Below are 25,841 nucleotides of genomic sequence, written 5' to 3' on the forward strand. Positions count from 1 at the left end.
GACTCACTACGCAAATGGAGCGCAGGGTCAACATAACCACTTTTTAGTATATCCTTTTACCAGACAATTCACAACAAAAAAGTGACGTCACAAAACTGACGTCACTTCTACGATGTTTACACATGTAATATCATATCTCGTTTAACAATTTTCACTCTTCTCGCTTCATAAGGATCGTAGTCATTCCGGCTAAAAGAATGACTGAATAAAAAATACATAATGCAATTGCTAGACGAATACCAAGTACTGACTCATTAGTCATCATAGGACTCATCTTAAATAATGTATAAGGATTAAATTTTGAGTAGTCAACGTTTCTCATAGCATACAGACTAACGCAGAAGAATATAACGGTAAGTGCATTGATACTGCTTTTCAAAAGTACCGACATAAACATGATGAATGTAACGATGAATACTGTTAATACCAACAGGTAGATCAGATTTTTAGCCATCATTGTTTTCTGCAGCATGCAAATATATTTCCCATCTTTTCTAAAGGCAACATATTCATCAAAACCTGTACCAAACTTAATGGTTCCTATAGCCAGTATTTCAAGTGTATACGCAATAATCAAAGCGCATGTGAATAATACTCTTGAAACCCACCTTATGATAATAATTGATTTCCTTTCATAAGGAAGTGTAAATGTCTGCGCATATGTACCGTTCTCAAACTCATTACACCAGGCATCATAATTAAGCATGAAAAGAAAAATTACAAATGCCATGATAATAAAGCCATCACCTGAAAAAGTCTTGATAAACATATATGAACCAGTTGGTGTTGCCTTGTTCATAAGTTCCTTCTTACCGGCCTTTTCGTAAGCTCTGTGTACAGCAACGTCCTTCTTAAAGTCTTCATACTTATCACCATAAAAATGCTGCTTGAAAAGATCTTTTTTATACTTTGTATAGCTATCTCTTTGATAGTCCATTCTGTTAATTATCTGTGATGCTGTATCCAGATTCATAATATCAGGCTTTACGAAATAGTTAGCCTTCTGAAGATCCTGAATATAAGCATCCCAACATGCCAGAATGTATTTAAGCCTCTCAGCACTATACCCAAGATCTTCCTCTAACTGTTTCTTATCTTTTTTGCTGTTCTCAATTGTTTCCAGATTATCCTCATCAAATTTAGATTGAACATCGCCATATTTAAGCTGCCGCTCAAAGCTATGTTGCAGTTCAGCATAATATGAATCGTATTTTGGCATGAAATAGCAATAGCAAAAGACAGCTACAACTATTGCTCCGCCTATAATTGTAACTATATTTTTTCTTGAAAAAAACAGTTTTAATTCCAATTTAAAAAGATTCAAATAAGTTTTCATTCGCATAATTCCTTATACATTGTCTCTAACTCGCCATACTGTGACTTAATTTCATCCATAGTTATGTTCTTAATGATTTTTCCGCCCATGAGGACTAAAACCCTGTCAGCGATTTTTTCCATCTCACCAAGATAATGAGATGAAACTAGGATAGATGAACCTGCGCCGCGAAGTTTTTCAAGTTCTTTCCTGACATTTAATACAGCATCTACATCAAGTCCGTTAGTCGGCTCATCCAGAATGATCAGCTTAGGTTTACCCAAAAAAGCAATGGAAAGTCCCAGTCTCATTCTCATACCAAGTGAATAAGTTTTAACCCTTCTATTAATACCTTCACCAAGTCCGGAAAATTTAATAACTTCTTCAATATCTTCCTTGCCAAGACCTCTTGCCTTTGCAATAAATTCCAAATTCTCAATACCTGTCAGTTCCTCGAAAAGAGAAGGTTCCTCCATACAAAGACCGATATTGGAAAAAGCCTCCCTGCGATCCTTATATATATCCTTGCCGCAGATCTTGATATCACCTGCATCTAACTTAAACAATCCAGTAATACATTTAATAGTTGTAGACTTACCACTTCCATTTGGCGCAACCATACATACAACTTCTTTTTCGCCAATGTCAAATGATACTCCTTTCAAGATCTTCTTTTTCTTCTTCCTCTTATAAATGTCATTGATTTCCAAAACTTTCATGGGTCTCCTCCTTTGTGATTATCTATCACATTTCAACGACTGCATCATATATAACGGGATGGTCATGTGAAATCATCATAATAATGTGTTCCTTTTTCTTATGTGCCAGTTCATCAAAAAAGATTTTTTTTGATCTTTCATCAATAGATGCTGTGATCTCATCAAAAATGAGAATTTTTTTCTTTGAAAGCATCGCCCTTATTATTTCCAGTTTTTGCTTTTCTCCTCCCGATAATTCTTCATCGATAAGACCGTTTTTCATCTTTTCTATAATATCTTTTTTATTCATATTATATTTTTCAAATTCAGCGGAAATTGCTTTGTCATCGTTACAATCAACATATTCATAGAGATTTTTGGCATATATAAACGGAAACTGCTCAACAACCAATACATTTTGATCTATGATACTTTCAAGCTTGAGTTTCTTAGTACTAAGTCCATCAAAATATATTTCACCTTCAAAATCATTTCCATACAAACCTGTTATAAGGTTTATCATAGTTGATTTTCCAGCGCCATTTGCACCTCTAATCCAGTAAATATTATTTTTCTTAAAAATACAGTTCAATAATATTTTTTTCTCGGATTCACTTTTGTAACTAAATTTAACATCGTTACATTCAATTAAATCACCAGAAACAGAGTCTATATCACCACTTTTTATATCAGGTTCATCTAGGTATTCCCATATTCTATCGATTGAAATACCCAGTTTCAGATACATCTCACCTGATTCTAATAATTGAAACGCAGCTTGAGATACATATGAAAAATATGTAGTAATAACAATCCACTGAGCAATATTCATTTTCCCATCAACTAGACAGTAGCATCCAACTACCAAAAGCCCGATCTGAAAAGATAATGAAAGCATTTCTTTTATTACTGAATAAATATTCTCATATTTTACAAGTACCCTTCTAGAGTCAAAAAAAGTATTATATTGCTTGTCAATGTCCTTAAAAACTCTAGTCTTTAAACTGCAATTTCTTATCGATTTCATTTTACTGATTGCCAAATGAAACTTAGAAAAAAGCTCAATATTATAATTCTGCAATTCACGCTCTTTATTGCAAATAATATTTTTCATTAGTAAGTATGCTATTGCATTGGTAATTACAAATGACGTGACAAAAATCATACATTTAAGTGAAATAACACCTATAAGCATTTCACAAACGATAAGTATAAAAATGTTTTTTACAAAATCTATAGACTGAAACAAAACAAGCTGAGTAATATTATTACAATCCATATTGATTTTCTGGTTTATTTCTGCTGAATTTTGCCCTATTACATTTAAATACGATGTAGTGTACATCTTATTTAAACAATACTTCTCCAGCACAAATCCCGCTTCAGAATCAATGTCATTGTTCAAACGATTTAATGCTGCCATTATTGCTACAAGTATTACCTTTACTACAGCATAGGTAATTGTATATACCAAAGGAATCCTGTAATACGTAAATGTTTCATTGACAATATTTCTTAGCCTTGTTTTCATCAAGAAGAAATCCGTTTGAAACAATAGATGCAGAGTATACAATATTATTCTCTTTGCATATTTCAAGAATCTTCTGTGACAAATACTCTATCACCTTAAAAGCAATCAAAGGTTCTCCGCCGTACCAATTAATATTAAGCTTATCTATCTTATGACTCTGCCCACTTATATACTCAAGTATTGCATCCGCAACTTTATCTTCCATAACAACGTTTTCATACCGCTTCTTCTCATAGCAATATGCACATCTGAAGTTACAATCAAGGGTTGGGGCAATTGTCAGATTTAATGCAGAATTATCATATCTGCTCGACTGCATCTTATATTGAAGAACTTCATCTTCATTATAATCATCTTCAATAATAAAACCTCCCTTGATAAAATTGGACATTAGCTCTTCTTCCATCGCAAAAGAGTTATTATTTGCAAAAGCTTTATAAGAATCATAATCTCCTTTATCAAGAACTGCCAGAGAGTTTGTGAAGCTATTATATGCGATATACTCACCTTTATTCTTGGATGATTCTTTGAATAAATTATACTTAGATATCTTCATTTCGGTGCCTTTCTAACTTAGCAAACATCCTTATTCCTTATTACCAATACTGTTCCAGCGTATAATACAATGATTGATATTATTAGTACCACCATCGCATTAAGCCATGTCATTCCCTGTCCTCCCATTGTCGTCTCTAAACAGTTGCCGACACTGAAAGGATTATATTTCAACTTAGTAAAATAAAGCTGTGATACCAAGCTTATTACTCCTACTGCTAATCCACTTATTACTATTTTGCTCTTGTCAACAAATATAAATCCTATTCCTGCTCCTATCAGTGTATAAAACAGTGTCTTGATAAAAGCTAGAATTCCGAATAAAAGGAAAAGCTGCCATACTTTCATAATTGCATATGGATGTCTTGTTCCAGAATCTATTGACGCTTCATTGCCCCAATCAAAATAGTAATCATAGTACATCTTACTTATACCAAGTCTGTTAAACATTGGCAGATGATCGAAAGTCTTAAAGCTTTTAAAGTTTTCTGCTGCATACGGTGTTAAACTTCTTACTCCTTCTAGTCCGCCTTCTTTTATCCAATAGATAGAAAAAGCTCCAATACTTACAGTAAATATCAGAATCAAAAATAACATTATATTTTTTAAATACTTATTAAAAAAACTACTATTCGTAGCATTCATATTGCAAACACAATAAAAGCTCTTTTGGTTCTTCCACTTCATAACAATCGAAACGGAGAAAAACAAAATAATCAAAGATAATACCACAGAAAATCCTGTAATATCTCCTAGCACTGTCGAAAGAAATACATATGGCGACTTGGTGGAATAATCTATTATGCCGTTCTCTATACTTGAAAACAGTAGTTTTGCTTGTAAAATATAATTTCCATTTGCCTGATTATAAAGAGTTCTCATATCACTTGTCTGTGGCACATATGGAAACCACTTATAATCGAATGGTAATTTATCAATTTGCAGGTAATCATTATATTTCTTCATCTCAGCATCACACGCCTGTGCCACTGTCTTTTGATGGACATCTGAATCACGCTGCAAGCAAAAAAAATCTGCCAATAACTCGTATTTCTTTAACTCAGCCTGATACTCTTTGGTAAAATATTTGCCATTTTTTAGCATTTCAAGATTTTTTTCATTTCTTTCATAAGCCCATTTAGTGAATTTTCTATACTCTATTTGTCCTTTTTTTTCATTTTTATCAATTGATGCGCTATCTATAAACTCCTGCATCCCTTCATACATACTCTTTCCATACTGCAGCTCTCCAAGATTTTTGTATATCAACTCATCTTTACTTAACGGCTTATTGTTATCAAAAACTATTGAGGATGCTATTACACAAAACAATACTAAGACCATCAAAATTATATTTCTAAATTTATCTCTAAAAATTGCTTTAAACAGATACTTGTTCATATTGCCCCCTATTAAATAGCTGCAATGGCTTCCTGCTACACCATTGCAGCTATCTTCCTCTTTAAAAAATATAAATCGTGCCGGTTACGGATAGCCTATTTCTAATGAAATTTGCTATCATGAATATTATTCTAATACTAACCCAAGCGAAATAAAAGTGACATAGTTGTGTAATTTCATTACACAACTATGTCACTTTTATTTCGCTTCCATTGTTTTTGTTCTAACGTTTTTTCAGATAGAACTCTTTGGCAAATTCATTACTTGACAATACCGCCAGATCTATACATTCCTGAAGTTTGTCCTGATCATACTTCCTGATACCCTGCGTGCCTTTCTTTTCTTCCTCATTCCACATTAAATTATACATACATTCAGGAAGTGGCCATGAATTATACATCCTTAGAGAATCATATATTATTTTTTTAAAACACTGGTCTGATTCCTGAAATTCATGTCTATTTCCAAGTTCGCTTGCATACCACTTTCCTATCAGGCAGGACATATAATACTCTGTAATTTTATTTTTACAGTTTTCCAGAAGTATTTTCCCCAATTGCATATTTTTAGTTTGCATAGCATAGTTATACAATGTCTTAAGTTCGGACACTGTAAGATATGTATTATCTGTAATTCTCTCTATGTTATCACCAATAGTTAATGAAATTGCTTCTAACAATTTATCACAATATTCTTCGCAACTTATTTTTTTATCACGATAATCTACAGCGCTTTGTAGCCTGATAATAACCTGTCTGTTATTAATATCTTCAATGTCTACTTCTTTTTTTAATTCCTCCAATATTTCTCTAGCTTTTACGTTATCGTATTGATTAAGTGCTTCTTGACATCTCTTCAATATATCAATAACACCAAATTTATCTATAACTAACTCTGCACGTATATAACCGCCATTTATCCTTACTTTATCGAACAAGCATTCCAGAGTATATTTCTGAGGTTTAACATTTCCTTTCATCAATCTCTGAAGTGTTCTAAGAGAACATACTCCATCTATCAAATCTTTTCTTGTAATATTCATCAAGTCACATCTTGATAGAATTGCATCTGAAACTTCATTTATACAATCACTTCTATAGATATACCCACTCATATCTATTGGACCAATGTTATATTGCCTATTAAGCTTTATTATCAAATCTCTTATACGCTCTTCGAAATTTTTTTCTGCATACCGTCTTCTTATATTAGCTGCTATTTCCAGCCTGACTGATATCAGCTCAATCAGATAATATATTTTCTTAGCTTGTAACAGTTCTTTTATAGCAACTTCTGTGTATTCCCACAATCTAGCCATGAGAATTATATCTTCTTTTGTCTTCACGCTTTCATAGAATTTACACACAGCCATAGGAAGTATTCTAACTAGGGATGAGCCATTTTTCTTATTATGTATGTCAATTACCAGATTCCAAAATTCATTGAGCGCCTTACAATAGCTTATTTCATCTTCAGTTCTTTGGACATTATAATAGTTAAACCAGATTAAATAATAATATTCTATAGTTGATAAACACGCATTTTTTGTATCATGGATATACTCTTTTTTGACAGTCAAGCTGATAATCTCACGATATGTCTTATACATTTCCTTGGGATTGCAGTTACCTCTGTTTTTCAGTCTAGCGCTGATATCCTTGCAAAACTGCATCATACATTTATCCTGTTCATTTGTTTTCTCAAATAATCTTTCAAGACTATATTCTGCTTTACTATAATTTCGAGTTTCCATCAAATCTATAATTTCATAACTCTTTTTCATACTATGATATTCATCTTTAGTAAGATACTCTTCCAAAAACTCTTCATTTATATTCGCACGGTCTATCAACCTACGCCTGGTAATATAATCAATTTTTCTTTGCTCTGTGAAAATATTGTACATATAAGAATTCGTCAAAATTCCTTCGCACAACTTTTCTAATTGCATTTCGTCTTTATTGATGTTTTTTTTAATTACCTGATTAAAGCTCGTATATCTTTGTTTCATCACGATTCTGTCCTTAACTATAACCCGAGGTGTACTTTACATTTTTTACTGTTATAGCATAATATTCTTCGTCTGAAAACCCATCATGCAAAAAGAGCCGTGACAAAAACTTATTTTTCAAACAAGCTTTTGTCACGACTCTTTTTGCAAAAATATTACTCTATTACATTTCCGCAAGAAAAGCACGCGTATTAATATCTATACTTCCTTTAAAAATTGCAGAACCTGCAACTATAACGTTTGCGCCCGCATCCAATATCATGGATAAGTTATTAAGATTAACACCTCCATCTACTTCGATATCTACGTTGTACAAACCTCTTTTATCTAACATTTGTCTAACATTTCTGATTTTCTCAGTACTGGACTCTTTGTAAATCTGTCCACCAAATCCTGGCTCAACACTCATTACAAGTATCATATCCAGGTTATCAAGAAATGGCTCTAATACATCTAAAGTCGTATGTGGTTTAATTGCCATTGCTGCCTTTTTGCCATTGCGATGAATGCGGTCGATAACTGCTCCCGGGTCTGGAGTCGCCTCTTGATGAAAGGTTATGATATCTGAGCCTATCGATGCAAATTCATCAATGTAACGAATCGGGTCATTTATCATCAGATGCACGTCAAAAACTGCATCTGTACATGAGCGAATGCTCTTAATTACTGGTAATCCATATGAAATAGACGGAACGAATAATCCATCCATAACATCAATGTGGATATACTGTGCACCTGCCATTGTACAGGCGCTTATCTGCTGTCCTAATCTAGTGAAATCAGCTGATAAAATTGATGGCGAGAGTATGTTCATTTTCATCCTTCCGGAAACTTTTTTATTATAGTCACAAAAACATAGAGGCTTAAAGCCCAAAACATGAATTTGCCACTGATTATATTCTCACATAACTCCCAATTAATGCAAGCTTCTGAAAAAATCACAATAACAAATCATGTTTTGGCTATAAAACCTTTTTTATTAAATCACTTCAGAAACTCTTTAACTGATGCATAAACACCATCGCCATCAAGGCCATATTTCTTGACAAGTGCTGCAGCTGGTCCAGATTCACCGTATCTATCCTGCATACCGATTTTCTTTACAACTGTAGGACATTCCTCAGAAAGAACATCACAAACAGCACTTCCAAGTCCTCCGATTACAGAGTGCTCTTCAACTGTTACAACCTTGCCAGTCTTCTTAGCTGTTGCAACTACAAGTTCTCTATCGATAGGCTTGATTGTGCAGATGTTGATTACTTCTGCGCTTACTCCATCTGCAGCAAGCTTCTCTGCTGCCTCAAGAGCAGCTCCAACGCCAATACCAGTTGCTATAATGCTTACATCTGTTCCTTCGCGAAGGACTGTTCCTTTTCCGAGCTCAAATTTGTAATCAGGTCTGTCATTTACGATAGGGCATGCCGCACGTCCAAAACGAATATATACAGGTCCAACATGCTCAGCAGCTGCTCTTACACATGCTCTTGCCTCTATATCATCTGCAGGGCACATAACTACCATACCTGGAATTGTACGCATGAGTGCAAGATCTTCATTACACTGGTGGCTTGCTCCGTCTTCGCCTACTGTAATACCTGCATGTGTTCCACCAATCTTAACATTAAGGTGTGGATATCCAATTGAGTTACGTACCTGTTCAAATGCACGTCCTGTTGCGAACATTGCAAATGTGCTTACGAAAGGAATCTTACCTGTTGTTGCAAGTCCAGCTGCTATTCCCATCATGTTACATTCAGCAATACCGCAATCGATATGACGATCAGGGAATTCCTTCTTAAACCAACCTGTTCTTGTAGCTGCTGCAAGATCAGCATCAAGAACTACTACTTTATCGTTTTCTTTAGCAAGTTCTATAAGTTCTTTACCATAACTATCTCTAGTAGCAATCTTCTTTACTTCGCTCATTTCAACCTCCTGGTATACCATTATCAACACGTAACGTTATTGTATCAGTCTAATGCTTTTCCAATCTTATCAAGATCTTCCATTGCCTTAGCATATTCCTCATCATTAGGTGCAACACCATGCCAAGATACCTGATTTTCCATGAAGGAAACACCCTTACCCTTAACGCTGTGAGCAATAATAGCTGTTGGCTGACCTTTTGTCTGTCTAGCCTCTGCAAATGCAGCTCTTAATTCATCAAAGTCATGTGCAGAGACGTTGATAACGTGGAAGTTAAATGCCTCGAACTTTTTGTCTATAGGATATGGAGAGCAAACCTGATCAACAGGTCCGTCAATCTGAAGATTGTTGTTATCAACGATAACGACAAGGTTATCAAGCTTACGGAAACCTGCGAACATTGCAGCCTCCCAAACCTGTCCTTCTTCAATCTCACCATCACCAAGAAGTGTATATGTTCTGTAATCTTTATTATCAAGTTTTGCAGAAAGAGCCATTCCACAAGCAACTGAAATTCCCTGTCCAAGAGAACCACTGCTCATATCAAGTCCAGGAAGATACTGCATGCTGGGATGTCCCTGAAGTCTGGAACCAAGCTTACGAAGTGTAGTAAGTTCTTCAACTGGGAAATATCCTCTATGAGCCATTGCAGAGTAAAGACCTGGAGCTGTATGACCTTTTGAAAGAACAAAACGATCACGATCTGGATCTTTTGGCTGCTCCGGATTAATGTTCATTTCTTCAAAATACAGATATGTGAAGATATCTGCTGCGGACAATGATCCGCCTGGGTGACCAGCACCTGCTGCATGAACCGCTGTAACAATGCCCTTGCGGACTTCATTTGCTGTTTTCTGAAGTTCCTTGTTAGTCATATTATCTCCTTTTCTGCGACACCTGTATATCGCAACAAGTATTAAATACTGTAATAGATACTGTATTAGTAAGTTACTTTACAATTAGATTACACTTGTCTATATTGACACAACCACTATACAACTTAGCATAGATATAAACATAAGTCCATGAAATATTTTTATTTTTTATTATCTTTTTGCCTGACCATAGTAAGCATTTGCTCCATGCTTGCGATAGTAGTGCTTGTCCTGAAGCTCTTGTGGAGCCGGCATTACTCTTGGATTAATTACTTCACAACGATATGCCATCTTTGCAACTTCTTCTGTTACGACAGCGTTGTGAACTGCATCAAATCCGTCTTTACCCCATGCAAATACACCATGGTTTTTGCATAATACTGCAGGACATGCAACAGGATCTTTATCAAGACGAGCAAACTCGTTTACAATAAGATGACCTGTATTCTCTTCATATGCCTCATCTATTTCCTGTTTTGTAAGGCATCTTGCACATGGAATCTCTCCATAGAAATAGTCAGCATGTGTTGTTCCATAGCATGGAATTCCACGTCCGGCCTGAGCAAAACTTGTAGCATAGGAAGAATGAGTGTGTACAACTCCCTTTACTCCCTTATCAGCCCATGCCTTATATATTTCAAGGTGTGTAGGTGTATCAGAAGATGGATTAAGATCTCCTTCAACCTTGTTGCCGTTTAAATCCATAACAACCATATCTTCACTTGTCATGGTTTCATAATTCACACCACTTGGTTTGATTACGAAAAGCTTTGTTTCAGGATCATATTCTGAAACATTTCCCCATGTAAATGTTACAAGTCCATACTTTGGAAGCAGTATATTTGCTTCATAGACTCTTTTTTTAAGTTCTTCTAACACTTCTTTTTTTGCTACTACAATTTAGAACCAAATCTAAAATACGAAATAGCTTCTCCTTTCTCTTTTATTTAAATTTTTATAAGCTTTCTACTGCGGCTCTTTCAATCTTTAAGCCGTTCTTGTAGTCTTCCATAAACTTATCAAATCCTTCTACATCTTCCTTTAAAGGTTCGCACTTCTCAACGTTTCCGCCTTTAAATACCTTGTTTGCAAGATAGGACTCAAGGCTTTCACCATCTTCTTTTTCCAGCATATAGGATGCAAGAATTGCCTGTCCCCATGGACCACCTTCTCCTGCTGTCTCCATCATACGAATCTCAGAATTAAGTGCTGCTGCCATTACTCTATCGCCAGCTCCTCTTACCTTGAAGAATCCGCCCTGTCCATAGAAATAGTCAGCTACAACTCCTTCTTCCTTCATAAGAATGTCATTTCCTGCCTTAAGCGCAGCAACTGCACTGTAAAGATGTGCTCTCATGAAGTTTGCAAGGTTCATCCTAGCATCCGGACGACGTGCAAACAAAGGACGTCCTTCGTTAAATCCTGTGATATTCTCTCCGGAAACATAGTTATATGCAAGAAGTCCACCACAATCAGCATCGCCTGTCATTGCATTTGTATACAGGCTTCCATAAAGAGTATTATCATCTATATCCATTCCCTGAAGTTTTGCAAATTCACGGAAAAGATTTACATATGCATTAAGATCAGAAGTACAGTTATTTACATGTACCATAGCTACCTGCTCACCATCTGGTGTTGTAACAAGGTCAAGTTCTTCATGAGCTTTCTTTAAATCCTTTTCCAATACCACCATTGAGAAAACAGATGTTCCTGCAGAAATGTTACCTGTTCTCTTGGCTACAGAATTTGTAGCTACCATTCCTGTTCCGGCATCTCCTTCTGGAGGACATACCATAACTCCTGCTTTAAGATTTCCGCTTGGATCAAGCTTCTTTGCGCCTTCCTTCGTAAGAACTCCTGCCTTTTCTCCTGCAACAAGGTTCTTTGGAAGAATATCTCTTATTTTCCATGGAAGATTCTTATCAGCTATAAGTTCATCGAACTGATCAAGCATCTTTTCGTTGTAATCTTTGATAGAAGAATCAATCGGGAACATTCCGGAGCCATCGCCAATTCCGATTACCTTTTCACCTGTCATCTGCCAGTGTATGTATCCTGCAAGAGTTGTGAAGAAATCTATATCTTTAACATGCTCTTCTCCATTAAGGATTGCCTGGTACAAATGTGCAATGCTCCATCTTTGTGGTACGTGGTATCCGAAAAGATTTGTAAGCTTTTCAGAAGCTTCACTTGTAATAGAGTTTCTCCATGTACGGAAAGGAACCAGAAGATTTCCAGCTTTATCAAATGCCATATATCCATGCATCATTGCTGAAAATCCCATAGCGCCGATGGTGGTAAGTTCGACATCATAACGGCTCTTTACGTCTTCACGAAGCTTTGCATAGCAATCCTGAAGTCCACCCCAGATATCCTCAAGACTATAAGTCCATACTCCATTCTCTAATCTGTTCTCCCATGTGTGTCCACCAGAAGCAATTGGATTGTGCTCCATGTCTGTAAGAACAGCTTTAATTCTTGTAGAACCGAATTCGATTCCAAGCACTGTTTTGCCCTGTGCTATTGCATTTTTTATGTCTGACATATATACCTCCTAAAAAATCAAATCTTTTTTATATTTCTAATCGAACCACGTTTATTCAACGTTTCTGTAAATTTCCATGTAGCATCAAAACTAGAATTATGTATTAGATGAATTAGATTCTCTGCTGCCTTTTCTCCGAGTTCCTGTTTTGGATGTGGTATAGAATCCAGTGATAATCCATTCATATGAGCCAGATCGGAATCATCTATACTGACAATCGACATATCATCCGGAACCTTCTTTCCATTTTTTTGTAAAAGGGAAATCACTTCGACAGCAACTTGATCATTGTAGATAAACAGAGCTGTGCAGTCATTTATCCTGCGCTTTATCTTATCTGTATTCTCCTCCATATTCCCCAAATCATCAGTATCGAGCCAGACTATCCATTTATCATCCACAGCCAAATTCATTTCTTTCATAGCTTCAAGATATCCAAGATATCGTTCTCTTCCCTGTCCATCGTCGAGTTTTAATATGCATCCAATCTTTGTGTGACCAGCTTCAATAAGCGCTTTCACTGCAAGATAGGAGCATTTCTTATCATCAAGCGACACATGAGGAATAGGAAGCTGTTGATAATAACTGTTGATAAGAAGTATTCTAGTTCCTTGTTCTTCGAGTTTTTTTATTAAATCGATGTTCGGACTCGGAAGAGCGCTTTTGGTTGGCTCTAGCAACAATCCCGCTGTATCCTTCTGAGCTATCAGATTTTCTAAGATTTCACGTTCTCTTTCATAAGTATTGTTGGTAAATGATAATTGCATAGAATATCCGTAGTCTTTGAGTGTAGATTCTATTCCCTGAATGGTCTTTGGAAAAATATACCCATCTACATAGGTTGTGACTACTGCAATTCTCTTAGAGAGTTTTAACTTATAATCATCTACATAAGTACCGCTTCCCTGAGCACTTCTTAATACACCTTCTTTAGACAATTTCGCAATAGCATGTCTTACAGTCTGCCTACTGATATGAAATTTTTCGCATAATTCATTTTCAGAAGGAATCTTGCTTCCAGCAGACAATACTCCACTGTCAATCTGCTCTAGAATCCACCCTGCAACTTCCTGATATTTTGACATCACGCCTCGCAACTTGTATTTGTTATTTCAACTTGTACTGTTCATGCTTTTATAGATGATTATTCAGCAACACTACTACTTTATCTTAGTTGTACCGGAAGCGATAGTCAATAAATAATTGTCAAAAAAATGTACAATTTATCAAACTTGTATCTATACAATTTGATGGAACTTTTGTAAACATTTTTTTGTTAAAATGTTACACCTTATGTTTTATAACTTTTATATGCAATGACTTTTCACAAAATTCCTTAGAACAATTTTGGCATAATAGCAAAACTATGCTTGATTCTCAACATTCAAGGGAATATTTCCACTCAGACTGCTTTTATCAAAAAAACATATTGTTTAGCACATACGAACTATATGTTCAAGTATCAATTAGTGTAAATTTGACACATGTATATAATTCCAATCGATAAAAAAACAAAACTTCGTGCATTAATTTTATTGACTAAACAGTCAAATTATTGCATTATATCCATGGTAGCCTTTTTGGCAATAGCAGATATCATATATCTGAAAGGAAATTAAAAAATGGAACAGGTTTTACATGAAGAATGCGGCGTTTTCGGTATCTATTCTCCGAAAGAAACTAGACTTGCAAGTATGGTTTACTATGGTCTTGTTTCACTACAGCATCGCGGACAGGAATCCGCAGGTATTGCGATTAATAAAGATCGCATTATTAATTATCACAAAGGTTTAGGTCTCGTAAACGAAGTTTTTTCTAAAGATCAAATCGACAAACTCGGCACCGGAAATATTGCAGTAGGTCATGTTCGCTACTCAACAAGCGGCTCTGTTACTGTTGCAAATGCTCAACCTATGGTTGTTAAACATATCAAAGGTCAGTTGGCACTTTGTCACAACGGTAATCTATCTAATTCTGATACTCTTAGAAAAGAACTAGAGTTATCAGGATGTATTTTTCATTCATCAAGTGACACAGAAGTTATTTCCTACATAATTACCAGAAATCGTTTAAAGTGTCCTTCTATCGAAAAGGCAGTTGAAGCTACTATGGAAGTAATCGAAGGTGCATACTCTCTAGTAATGATGTCTCCTTCCAAGCTTATCGCAGCAAGAGATCCTCATGGCATGCGTCCTCTTTGCTATGGAATAATGCCTGATGGAAGTTATGTATTTGCTTCTGAGAGCTGTGCTTTAGACGCAGTCGGTGCTCGATTTGAAAGAGATGTAGAACCTGGAGAAATCATTATCATAGATCAGAATGGGCTTCGCAATATCACTACTCATTGCAATAAAGTACCTCACTCCATTTGTGTATTCGAATACATTTATTTCTCTCGTCCGGATTCTATTATCGAGGGAAAATCAGTTCATCAGGCCCGTATAGAAGCCGGTCACTATCTGGCAAAAGAGCATCCTGTAGATGCAGACATTGTTATTGGTGTTCCTGACAGCGGACTTGATGCTGCAATTGGATATTCAGAATGTTCAGGTATTCCTTACAGAATAGGTCTACTTAAAAATAAATACATAGGAAGAACCTTCATTGCTCCAACTCAAGAAGAGCGTGAACTTCTCGTACATTTAAAGCTTAACCCGATAAGAAGCGTATTAAAGGACAAACGCGTCGTTCTAGTTGACGACTCCATCGTCCGCGGAACCACTTCTGCCCAGCTTGTTAATCTTGTCCGTGAAGCAGGTGCAAAAGAAGTTCATATGCGTATTTCATCACCTCCATTCACACATCCTTGTTACTACGGAACAGATGTAGATTCTCAGGAAAACCTTATTGCCTGCAAGTATTCAATTCCTGAAATCTGTGAGAAAATAGGTGCAGACTCTCTTGGATATCTTTCTATTGAGAATGCAATGAAGCTTCCAGGAAGAAACCCTAAAACCTGCTGCGCTGCTTGCTTTAATGGTAAATATCCTACTCCACTACCTCACCAGACAGAAAAAAACAGATTCGATCAATAAATATTAAAGCCATGGATTTAAGCCATGGCTCTTTTCATAGTTTTTTGCTTTTTAATAATCATTTTGACCATTATCTATTGTCTTTTCATTTTCTCAATGTTATGATGTTTTTAGAACGAAGTGACAAAAATCTTTGACTTCTTTGCAGGACAAAATTTCTCTTGACGACAAATTTTGGTCTAGTACGGTTACCTGTTTTGCTGATGAAAACAAGAACCTATAATACTCACTATAGAAAGGAACTCATGCTATGAAAGACGGCTTTATAAAAGTTGCAGCCATAACTCCTAACATAAAAGTCGCAGACTGCATTTACAATACAGAAAAGATATTAGAAAAGGTACATGAACTTAGTAAGCTTCATGTTAAAATCATGGTATTTCCAGAATTGTCAATTACAGGATATACCGTTCACGATTTATTTCTTCAGGATGTACTTCTTGAAGAAGCAAGAAACAATCTTATAAAGATATGCAATGAGACAGCTTCTATTGATGCTGTTTTATTCATCGGTCTTCCTCTTGAAGTAAAAAGTAAGCTCTATAATGTATGTGCTGTTCTTCATAAGGGAAAAATACTGGGTTTTGTTCCTAAACACTACCTTCCAACATATGGCGAATTCTATGAAGGAAGACATTTTGCCAAAGGAAAACCTGAATATGAAATGATTCGTTTTAACGGTCAGGATATTCCATTTGGAATGAACCTTCTTTTCACCTGTGAGAATATGGAGCATGTAGTTCTATCAGCTGAACTATGCGAAGACCTCTGGGTTCCATGCCCTCCTAGCACTTTCCACGCATTAAATGGAGCAACCATTATCGCCAACCTATCTGCTTCCAATGAGATGGTAGGAAAAACAAATTACCGTCAAAATCTCGTTTCACTCCACAGCGCCAGACTAATCTGCGGATATATCTATGCTTCTGCGGGACGCGGTGAATCTACACAAGATCTCGTATTTGGCGGTCACAAACTCATATCTGAGAACGGCTCAATTCTTGCTGAATCCAAGCCTTTTACAGATGATGTAATAATTTCAGAAATAGATGTAAACAGACTCTCTTTCGAACGAAGAAAAATGAGTACATACTCCTCTGGAAGTTTCGATCTTCCTAACTATGATTGTGACAACAATAATTATTGCAATATTTATTTTTCTTTTGAAAAAGAGGAAACTGCACTTAGCCGTCAATATGACAAGCATCCATTTGTACCTGGAAACATCCAGCTTAGAAATGAACGCTGTGAGGAAATTCTCAAGATGCAGGCTATGGGTCTTGTAAAGAGAATTGAACATATCGGAATAAAAACTGTAACTCTTGGAATTTCAGGTGGTCTTGACTCCACTTTGGCTCTCCTTGTATGTGCAAGAGCTTTCGATATCTTAGGTCTTGACAGAAGCGGAATCATATCTGTTACTATGCCTGCCTTTGGCACTACAGATCGTACCTATAACAACGCTTGCAAACTTACTAATACTCTTGGTGCAACACTTAAAGAGATTCCTATAAGTGATTCTGTTATCCAACACTTCAAAGATATCGGTCAGGATATAAACGTTCATGATGTAACCTATGAAAACGGTCAGGCAAGAGAACGTACTCAGGTTCTTATGGATGTTGCTAATAAAACTGGTGGAATTGTCATCGGTACTGGTGATTTATCCGAGCTTGCTCTTGGATGGGCTACTTATAACGGAGATCATATGTCGATGTACGGAGTTAATGCCTCTATTCCAAAGACTCTTGTAAGATATTTGGTGGGATATTATGCTGATACCTGTGGAAACGACAAACTTGCTTTCATATTAAGAGATATTCTCGATACTCCTGTAAGCCCTGAGCTACTGCCACCTGAAGATGGTAAGATTTCACAGAAAACAGAAGATATTGTTGGACCTTACGAACTGCATGATTTCTATCTCTATTATTCACTTCGTGCCGGTTTTACTCCTGAAAAAACTTTGCGAATTGCTGCAAGGACTTTTGAAGGTGATTATGATGAAGAAACACTCCTTAAATGGCTAAAGAACTTTTATCGCCGATTCTTCTCACAGCAATTTAAGCGCTCATGCCTTCCAGATGGTCCAAAGGTTGGTTCTGTAGCACTTTCACCTAGAGGCGATTTGAGAATGCCAAGTGATGCAAGCTCACGCATTTGGATGGACAGACTGTAAAACAACAAAAAGTATTACTTCTTGTTGTTTATCCTAAATCTCAGCAAGAAGTAATACTTTTTTGTTTTGTGTATTTTATAGATGAGTTTTGATGGCTTGTAATATTTCGTGAGCAGAGCTGTTTATAAACTTTAGTTCTTATTGGGTTACAAAACATCAGTGATGCCGCCTTGTACTCTACCTATGGCAGATGGTATAATTTAAAATTATTTAAATTATACCGCATTGGTTCTTTTTTCTGTCTGGCGAGGTAGTTGTGTAGGATATTTGCCATTAAAGCAAGCCGCACAGCAGATTTCAGGAATGGAATACTTACAAGCAATGAAGGTTCTTCCTATGTATTTATTTTTAAGTAGACCTATTCTGTAATGAATACCTGAACATTCTGAATATCCGATTGCAGCATCAAGTCCGCTGTCAGGAACACCAATAACAATGTCTGCATCAACTGGATGCTCTTTTGCCAGATAGTGACCCGCTTCTATACGTGCCTGATGAACTGATTTTCCTTCAATAATAAAAATTAGACGAGAAAAATAAATATATTCGAATACACAAATGGAGTGAGGTACTTTATTGCAATGAGTAGTGATATTGCGAAGTCCATTCTGATCTATGATAATGATTTCTCCAGGTTGTACATCTCTTTCAAAACGAGATTCAACTGCGTCTAAAGCACAGCTTTCAGAAAAGCTTGCATAGCATTTCGAGAGACTTTCGGTGAATTTATTCTATATATCATGGTATGCTCCACAATGCTGATTTTAACTTATGTAGTAATTTTAGTGTGCTAATATACTTTTCGATTCCATAGTCTATAAAATAGCTCATCAAAAAATCAAACTCCGAAGCTTAGCCATTTTTTTGATGTCATCTTAACTATTATCAACGAAATGATAAAAGCTACTGCATTATACAGTACACTTGTTTCAATATGAAGCAAATCAGAATTAGCAGAACTCAAATATTTTTCAAAATCTAAGTAAAGAAAATTTGTAGCATCATAATAAGCCATAAAATATATTCTTGGATTTACTGTTAGAGTAATAATTGAGAAAACCCATAATAAAAGGTTGATACCAAATGCAACAATCATATTTTTAAAGGAAAAACCTATGATTGACGAGATGATAATTATATATATCATAACATTCTCGAAATACATAAAACTTACTCCGAAAAGTGAGAAATCACTATACAACAATGAAATTGCTGATGTTATTAATAGTATTCCAACAGTAAACCATAGTAACATGGATGACAATTTTAATAAAAAATATTGAGTTGCGTTTATTCCTAAATTTTTATAAATTAAGATGTTTTTTTCTTTATAATCTACACTAAACGAATAGATAACGATAAAAGGAAAAATCATTCTACCAAATTGAGTTAATACAGTATATATACTGAAAATAAGCTGTTGTTTGGTAACATTATCGATTTTATCTACACCGACTAACAGAAAATAGCCGAGTAAAAAAGATAATATAACTGTAGTTATGCAAAAAACAAAACTTTTATTGTTAATGGTTCTTTTTAGCTCCATTTTTCAATAGTCTCCTTTAATGTAGCGTGAAATGATTTCATTAGGATTATCATATTTAATAATCCTTTTATTAGATAAAAGGAAATATGCACCTGGCATATTTTCCATATCAGCAAGATTATGAGTTATATTAATACATGTTACATTTTTATTGTTGACATAATTGTTAAAAAAAGAATATAGTTCAAATGAACTGCTTTTATCAAGAGAAGAAGTAAATTCGTCCAAAATAATATTATTGGGCTTTGATATCAAAAAAAAGAGCAACTTTATTTTTTGTTTTTGCCCATCGCTTAACTGTTTTATTCGGATGTTCTTTGAAATATTATCAAAATTAAGTAAAGAAATGATCTCATCAATGTCCTTTTGAGAATGCTCTTTTTTTATTATATCTATGATATTGTTTAATGTGAAATCTAAAGGAATATTACTATAACTTCCGATTACCACTAAATCATTTGCTTGTTTTATCGTTCCCTTGTGAGGAAGGATATTTGCACAAGATTTTGCAAAGCATGACTTTCCTACACCATTGTTTCCAAGCAAATGGTTGATTTTGCCTTGTTCAAATATTAAATTAGTTTCTTCTATTAGTAAGCGATTCCCTACTTCAAGAGAATAATTAATTAATTCCATGATTCTTAACTCCTTAGTTAATAATGGGCATTAAGCATTTATGAAAAATATGAAAAGAAATATATAATGCTTATGACAATATTTAGATAACTAAATATTTTTATTAAGCCTCTATTCTTATTTTTTTTCTTATGCTCATTGTAAGAAAGAAATGTAAGCATGATTTTATATCCATCAGAATTTAAAACTGGAAAGATATTCATCAAGATGCCTATAACGAAAAAGCGTGCAATGACATTCAGAGTATTAAACCCAAAGACTGAGCTGATTATCAATAAAAATCCGTTTGAAATACAATTAAAAAAAGTCCCGCCGAATGAATATACATTTTTTCATAATCAGAAAGCATATACATTTGATTCATTCGTACATAGAAAGAAGGAAATATATAATTAAATTTAAAACCCATTTTATCGATGTTTCGCCCAGTTTTATGCAATGCCAACACATGAAATGTTTCATGAAAAAAAACTTGAATAAGCGAGTAGATTGTTGAATATACGGTAAAGTAAAACAAGTTTAAGTTACAATCCATGTGTGGAATAAAATAGAAAACAATATTAATTATGAAAAAAATAAAAACAATCATTAATCGAATACTGATACGACGATTACATATAGAAGAGTGATATACTCTCCATGGAAGATTGTATTTTTCCAATTCCATTGTTTCAAAGTATTGATTAGATTTTTTATTTCTAACGATTATTTTGTCATCATATTTCAACATTTCATAAGAATCGTCTTCATATTTTTGATAGCATTTTTTCGTGATATTCATTAATTTCATTTTTTAATAATTCTATAACAAAACTATCCTTAAATAGTTCGTGGCATAAATGACATGTGGAGATATAAGGTTTATCATATGAAGTTATACCTTTCTTTTGTAACTGGTTATAAAACCAACCTGGTCCTTCCTTTTTTATAATATAAATTAAAATGTTTTTGTAAAGTTTATCCTTTAATTCATCTAATGAGTAATCTCGTATAGAACCTATTTTAAGGATTGTATCAAATACCGCCGGCGAACAGCATGGATACAATATGCCGTCATGATGGATCACCATACTATAGGATGATTCAGAACATTTTAAAGGTCTACTACAATCAATGATATATTAACGTAAATCATATAATTTGTAAATATTTTTTGCAAATATTCATACTTTATATTAATCATAATAAAATATACAGAACGCATAATGTTAGTAGCAATATCTGTGTAGCAGGAAGGTATGACTTATGTCAATTTCATTTAGAAACTCGCATTTACTGCGAGTTTCGTGAGAACAAAAGTCAAGTGGCAAACTGTTCCAAGGCGAAGCCTTTTCAAATGGCCAGTTTGCGTAGTTTTTGGAGCGCAGTGACAAAAATCTATAGGTTCTTGTTTTACCCCGCCTTTTTCATCGACGCTGATGAAATCATCTTCTTCATACAATCTCTGTCAAACAGCATTATATTCAGCTTTTTTGCCATTTGGACAGCTGGCTTTGTAAAATACTGGTTGCTCATTACAACGCCTACCATTTTATCATAATAATCTTTTCCGGCATAAATCTCCTGAACAGCATGAACGCCTACTGATGTTTCGTAGCATTTGCACTGAATAGCATAGCTCACTCCATCTTTTTCACACAAAATATCTGCACCGAAATCGCCTGAACCTTTAGTAACTTCCACAGATTTATATCCGCAAATCCTTAACAGTTCTGCACAATAGTATTCGAAGTCATGACCGTCGAGTTCATCCATTTGAGCCGGTCTTTTTCTTTTCCATTTTTCCAAAAAATAAATAAACACGCCGAAGCTAATTGCAAGTAAAAGCAAAATGATATATATTCTCTCATTTTGTGTCATATCAAATCTCCCGAGCAAGGTTTTGAATCCATATACCACTTCTAACCATAAAATATCCTATTGCAGCTTTAATTAAATCTGCAAGCTGCACTAACACATATACCTCTATTATTCCAAAGCCAGAAAATCTCGTCAATAAAAATGCGGCCGGAATAGAGCATACCCACACGAATCCGCAGTCAAAAAAGAATGTAATCCAGGTTTTTCCACCTGAGCGGAGTGTAAAGTAAGATGCATTCTCATAAGCATAAACCGGCATAAACACTGCGCTTATTCTAATCAAACCTGTTGCGATTTTTCTGATATCATTGCCTGTGTTATAGATATGCGGGAAAAATGGTGATATCAGAAAAAGTCCTGTTCCCGATATAAGGCATAGTATTATTGAAAATACCGCTAATCTATTTGCATTCTTTTTCACATTGCCAAGCTTTCCTGTTCCAAGCTCTTGACCTAATAAAACTGCTATTGATTCACCCATTGCTATAAATGCAATGTTAAATACATTAGAAATGGTACTGCTGATATTAAATGCAGCTACTACATTGCTTCCAAGAGTTGAATACTGCTGACTTAAAGTTGTTTGACCAAGTGACCATAATGTTTCATTCAAAAGCAGCGGAAAAGCTTTTATCATAATAGATTTTGCTAAATCCAAAGGTATATAAAACTTTGCAAATATTCCTACAAGGAAAGGATATTTTGAAGTATTCTTCATCATCCATATGAGCACATACATAAGTTCTATAAATCTCGAAAGCACGGTTGCAATTGCAGCTCCTGCTACTCCTAATACAGGTGCGCCAAATTTACCATATATAAGAACATAGTTTCCTGTAAGATTCACTACCACAGCTACTATTCCTGCTATCATAGGAACTACTGTCTCACCATTTTCTCTAAGTGTACCGGAACATATCTGTGACAGCGCAAAAGGAATAAGGCCGACGCATATTATCAGTAGATACTGCCTTGCAGCTTCCATTGTTAGAACACGGTCTACTCCGCCTTCTTTTCCTGTAAGCCATAATGAAGCCAGACTCACTCCGTTTGTCAGGAAAATAATAAGTCCTATTGCAGAAAGAATTGCTGCAAGTATTATCTTCATTCTTACTGTAATTCGAATTCCTTCATTGTCTTTTTTTCCTGCGTACTGAGCGGTATATATTCCTATTCCTGCCATTCCACCGAATATCATCAGGTTATAGACCAGCATCATCTGATTTATAATAGATACACCTGTCATCTGTTCCGTTCCAATTTTTCCTACCATGATATTATCCAGCATGTTTACAAAATTGGTTATTCCGTTCTGAATCATGATAGGTACTGCTATCAGCATAACTTTTTTATAATAATCTTTATCAATTCGAATCATTTATTTTTCTCTTTTTATAAATATTTGCGTGTTTTTCACAACAAAATTACCCCACATATACCTAATATATGCGGGGTAACTACTTTAAGCTACTTAATATCTATCAAATATCCAAAACACTAATAGCTTTTTTCATATGCAGATATAGAATTAAAGCTTAGGACCAGCTGCAACAAGTGCCTTACCAGCTTCATTTCCTTCATACTTAGCAAAGTTCTTGATGAATCTTGCAGCAAGATCTTTTGCCTTTGTCTCCCATTCGGAAGCATCAGCATATGTATCACGAGGATCAAGAATCTTAGAATCAACTCCTGGAAGCTCTGTTGGAACTTCGAAATCGAACATAGGAATCTTCTTTGTAGGAGCCTTCTTGATATCTCCAGAAAGAATAGCATCAATGATACCACGTGTATCCTTGATTGTGATTCTCTTACCTGTTCCATTCCAACCTGTGTTTACAAGGTAAGCCTTAGCGCCGGACTTCTCCATCTTCTTAACAAGCTCTTCAGCATACTTTGTAGGATGAAGCTCAAGGAATGCCTGTCCGAAGCAAGCTGAGAATGTAGGAGTAGGCTCTGTAATACCACGCTCTGTTCCTGCAAGCTTAGCTGTGAATCCTGACAAGAAGTAGTACTTTGTCTGCTCAGGTGTAAGGATTGATACTGGAGGAAGTACTCCGAAAGCATCAGCTGAAAGGAAAATAACGTTCTGAGCATCAGGACCTGCAGATACAGGATTAACCTTCTGAACAATGTTCTCAATATGATCAATTGGATAAGATACACGAGTATTCTCTGTTACGCTCTTATCATCAAAATCAATCTTTCCATCTTCTGCTACTGTTACGTTCTCAAGAAGAGCATCTCTTCTGATTGCGTTGTAGATATCAGGCTCGGAATCCTTATCAAGTCCGATAACCTTAGCATAGCAACCACCTTCGAAGTTGAATACACCGTTGTCATCCCAACCGTGCTCATCATCACCGATAAGAAGTCTCTTAGGATCTGTTGAAAGAGTTGTCTTACCTGTTCCAGAAAGACCAAAGAAGATAGCGGTATTCTTTCCTTCTTTATCTGTATTAGCAGAGCAGTGCATGGAAGCGATGCCCTTAAGAGGAAGGTAATAGTTCATCATAGAGAACATACCCTTCTTCATTTCTCCGCCGTACCATGTATTGATGATAACCTGCTCACGGCTTGTGATATTGAATACTACAGCTGTCTCAGAGTTAAGACCAAGTTCCTTGTAGTTCTCAACTTTAGCTTTGGAAGCGTTGTATACTACAAAATCTGGCTCGAAGTTTGCTTCTTCTTCAGCTGTTGGCTTAATGAACATATTTCTGATGAAATGTGCCTGCCAAGCAACTTCAACGATGAAACGAACTGCCATACGAGTATCTTTGTTAGCACCGCAGAATGCATCAACAACGAAAAGACGCTTATTAGAAAGCTCCTTCTTTGCGATTTCCTTTACTGCTTCCCAAGCTTCCTGAGATGCTGGGTGGTTATCATTCTTGTACTCATCAGAAGTCCACCATACAGTGTCCTTTGAATTCTCGTCCATAACAATGAACTTATCCTTAGGGGATCTACCTGTGTAGATACCAGTCATAACATTAACAGCGCCAAGCTCTGTTTCCTGACCCTTTTCATAGCCTTCAAGAGAAGATTTTAATTCCTCCTCGTACAAAGCATCATAAGATGGATTGTACACAATTTCAGTTGTTCCCGTAATTCCATACTTGCTTAAATCTACCTTGCTCATCCTAAAAAGCCTCCTTATATTGGATAAGAATCTCTATCTCGGTTACATAATCTAACATCTGCCTTAGGGCTTTTGTTGCGTAACAAACACATCGATTGGTAACCCAGTCTTTTATGTCAACATTCACATGTTTATAAGCCAGCGCAAAGCACTTCCTTTTTTCTGTGAACTGTAACCTTTCCGCTACATTATACATTACCCAAAGAACAATGTCATCATTTTAACAATGAATTTTATCAAACTTTAAGTTTTTTGCGTAAACAAAATACAAAACAGCTATATATATATTCATTTTTCTCTATTGCCAGCAACAATTCGGAAGTATGAATATAGTCTAATAAAATTAACTGACAAATATGTTGATTATAAACCGAATACTGCCAGATGCATATTTGCTGACTTTGAAGCAAATAACAGCACCTCGCCGTATTGTTATCGGTAATTTTTCTCTGAATCTATAGGTTCTTGTTTTCATCAAGAAAATCAAGAACCGTACCAGACCAAAATTTGTCGTTAAGAGAAATTTTGTCCTGCGAAGCAGGATTCTTGCTGATGATTATCCTAAATCTCAGCAAGAAGTCAT

At 35.4% G+C, this 25,841-nt stretch carries 21 protein-coding genes; 3 read left to right on the forward strand and 18 right to left on the reverse strand.

Annotated features, from left to right (window positions below; genetic code table 11):
• Window positions 1-151 precede the first annotated feature (151 nt).
• The 12 genes from G634_RS0110695 to G634_RS0110750 all read right to left on the reverse strand — a co-directional run bounded on the left by G634_RS0110695 (window position 152) and on the right by G634_RS0110750 (window position 13,945).
• A complete protein-coding gene (locus tag G634_RS0110695) occupies window positions 152-1,336 on the reverse strand; it encodes an ABC transporter permease (protein WP_026505288.1) in 1,185 nt (394 codons plus the stop codon).
• The gene (locus G634_RS18850) at window positions 1,333-2,034 is read right to left on the reverse strand and encodes an ABC transporter ATP-binding protein (RefSeq protein WP_035799710.1); all 702 of its coding nucleotides are present in this window, start codon (window positions 2,032-2,034) and stop codon (window positions 1,333-1,335) included. Before G634_RS18850 ends, G634_RS0110695 begins: the two co-directional genes overlap by 4 nt.
• Window positions 2,035-2,059: 25 nt before the next feature.
• Window positions 2,060-3,544 carry an ATP-binding cassette domain-containing protein gene (locus G634_RS0110705; RefSeq protein WP_026505289.1) on the reverse strand — a complete coding sequence of 495 codons (1,485 nt, stop codon included), beginning with the start codon at window positions 3,542-3,544 and terminating at the stop codon, window positions 2,060-2,062.
• Window positions 3,513-4,100 carry a radical SAM protein gene (locus G634_RS18855; RefSeq protein WP_051233848.1) on the reverse strand — a complete coding sequence of 196 codons (588 nt, stop codon included), beginning with the start codon at window positions 4,098-4,100 and terminating at the stop codon, window positions 3,513-3,515. Before G634_RS18855 ends, G634_RS0110705 begins: the two co-directional genes overlap by 32 nt.
• Window positions 4,101-4,117: 17 nt before the next feature.
• Window positions 4,118-5,500 carry a hypothetical protein gene (locus G634_RS0110715; protein ID WP_026505290.1) on the reverse strand — a complete coding sequence of 461 codons (1,383 nt, stop codon included), beginning with the start codon at window positions 5,498-5,500 and terminating at the stop codon, window positions 4,118-4,120.
• Window positions 5,501-5,723: 223 nt separating this feature from the next.
• Complete coding sequence (locus tag G634_RS0110720) at window positions 5,724-7,511, reverse strand: hypothetical protein (RefSeq protein ID WP_026505291.1); 1,788 nt, start codon at window positions 7,509-7,511, stop codon at window positions 5,724-5,726.
• A 163-nt stretch (window positions 7,512-7,674) separates the two neighbouring features.
• On the reverse strand, window positions 7,675-8,325 hold the full coding sequence (rpe, locus tag G634_RS0110725) for a ribulose-phosphate 3-epimerase (protein WP_330364812.1): 651 nt from the start codon (window positions 8,323-8,325) through the stop codon (window positions 7,675-7,677).
• A gap of 170 nt (window positions 8,326-8,495) precedes the next feature.
• Window positions 8,496-9,437, reverse strand: a complete 942-nt coding sequence (locus G634_RS0110730) for a transketolase family protein (protein WP_026505293.1) — start codon at window positions 9,435-9,437, stop codon at window positions 8,496-8,498.
• A gap of 44 nt (window positions 9,438-9,481) precedes the next feature.
• Window positions 9,482-10,312, reverse strand: coding sequence for a transketolase (locus tag G634_RS0110735; RefSeq protein ID WP_026505294.1), 831 nt, complete (start codon window positions 10,310-10,312; stop codon window positions 9,482-9,484).
• 171 nt (window positions 10,313-10,483) lie between these two features.
• The gene (locus tag G634_RS0110740; RefSeq protein WP_026505295.1) at window positions 10,484-11,191 is read right to left on the reverse strand and encodes an L-ribulose-5-phosphate 4-epimerase; all 708 of its coding nucleotides are present in this window, start codon (window positions 11,189-11,191) and stop codon (window positions 10,484-10,486) included.
• Window positions 11,192-11,267: 76 nt separating this feature from the next.
• Window positions 11,268-12,860: a xylulokinase gene (locus G634_RS0110745; RefSeq protein WP_026505296.1), complete on the reverse strand. Its 1,593-nt coding sequence runs from the start codon at window positions 12,858-12,860 to the stop codon at window positions 11,268-11,270.
• A gap of 17 nt (window positions 12,861-12,877) precedes the next feature.
• Complete coding sequence (locus tag G634_RS0110750) at window positions 12,878-13,945, reverse strand: GntR family transcriptional regulator (protein ID WP_035799712.1); 1,068 nt, start codon at window positions 13,943-13,945, stop codon at window positions 12,878-12,880.
• 537 nt (window positions 13,946-14,482) lie between these two features.
• On the opposite strand from G634_RS0110750, the gene purF reads away from it, so the two are divergent.
• Both purF and G634_RS0110760 read left to right on the forward strand, forming a co-directional pair.
• Entirely contained in the window at window positions 14,483-15,895 is a 1,413-nt protein-coding gene (purF, locus tag G634_RS0110755) for an amidophosphoribosyltransferase (protein ID WP_026505298.1), read from the forward strand.
• A 250-nt stretch (window positions 15,896-16,145) separates the two neighbouring features.
• Window positions 16,146-18,074: an NAD(+) synthase gene (locus G634_RS0110760; protein WP_026505299.1), complete on the forward strand. Its 1,929-nt coding sequence runs from the start codon at window positions 16,146-16,148 to the stop codon at window positions 18,072-18,074.
• Between the two features lie 838 nt (window positions 18,075-18,912).
• Here G634_RS0110760 and G634_RS0110765 read toward each other — a convergent pair.
• Together G634_RS0110765 and G634_RS0110770 are read right to left on the reverse strand one after the other, a co-directional pair.
• Window positions 18,913-19,620 carry an ABC transporter permease gene (locus G634_RS0110765; RefSeq protein ID WP_026505300.1) on the reverse strand — a complete coding sequence of 236 codons (708 nt, stop codon included), beginning with the start codon at window positions 19,618-19,620 and terminating at the stop codon, window positions 18,913-18,915.
• 3 nt (window positions 19,621-19,623) lie between these two features.
• Window positions 19,624-20,256, reverse strand: coding sequence for an ATP-binding cassette domain-containing protein (locus G634_RS0110770; protein WP_026505301.1), 633 nt, complete (start codon window positions 20,254-20,256; stop codon window positions 19,624-19,626).
• Window positions 20,257-20,415: 159 nt separating this feature from the next.
• Here G634_RS0110770 and G634_RS0110775 point away from each other — a divergent pair, with 159 nt between their 5' ends.
• Window positions 20,416-20,652, forward strand: coding sequence for a hypothetical protein (locus G634_RS0110775; protein WP_026505302.1), 237 nt, complete (start codon window positions 20,416-20,418; stop codon window positions 20,650-20,652).
• Window positions 20,653-21,002: 350 nt separating this feature from the next.
• On the opposite strand, the gene G634_RS22125 is transcribed toward G634_RS0110775, so the two are convergent.
• The 4 genes from G634_RS22125 to pckA form a co-directional block, all read right to left on the reverse strand.
• Entirely contained in the window at window positions 21,003-21,374 is a 372-nt protein-coding gene (locus G634_RS22125; RefSeq protein ID WP_442855639.1) for an SPASM domain-containing protein, read from the reverse strand.
• Between the two features lie 274 nt (window positions 21,375-21,648).
• Window positions 21,649-22,116 (reverse strand): restriction endonuclease, encoded by a 468-nt coding sequence (locus tag G634_RS18865; protein ID WP_035799714.1) that lies wholly within the window; start codon window positions 22,114-22,116, stop codon window positions 21,649-21,651.
• A gap of 1 nt (window position 22,117) precedes the next feature.
• Complete coding sequence (locus G634_RS0110790) at window positions 22,118-23,494, reverse strand: MATE family efflux transporter (RefSeq protein WP_026505304.1); 1,377 nt, start codon at window positions 23,492-23,494, stop codon at window positions 22,118-22,120.
• Window positions 23,495-23,644: 150 nt separating this feature from the next.
• Window positions 23,645-25,258 carry a phosphoenolpyruvate carboxykinase (ATP) gene (gene pckA / locus G634_RS0110795; protein ID WP_026505305.1) on the reverse strand — a complete coding sequence of 538 codons (1,614 nt, stop codon included), beginning with the start codon at window positions 25,256-25,258 and terminating at the stop codon, window positions 23,645-23,647.
• Between the last annotated feature and the right edge of the window lie 583 nt (window positions 25,259-25,841).

The organism is Butyrivibrio sp. NC3005, assembly GCF_000424545.1.
GTDB lineage: Bacteria > Bacillota > Clostridia > Lachnospirales > Lachnospiraceae > Butyrivibrio.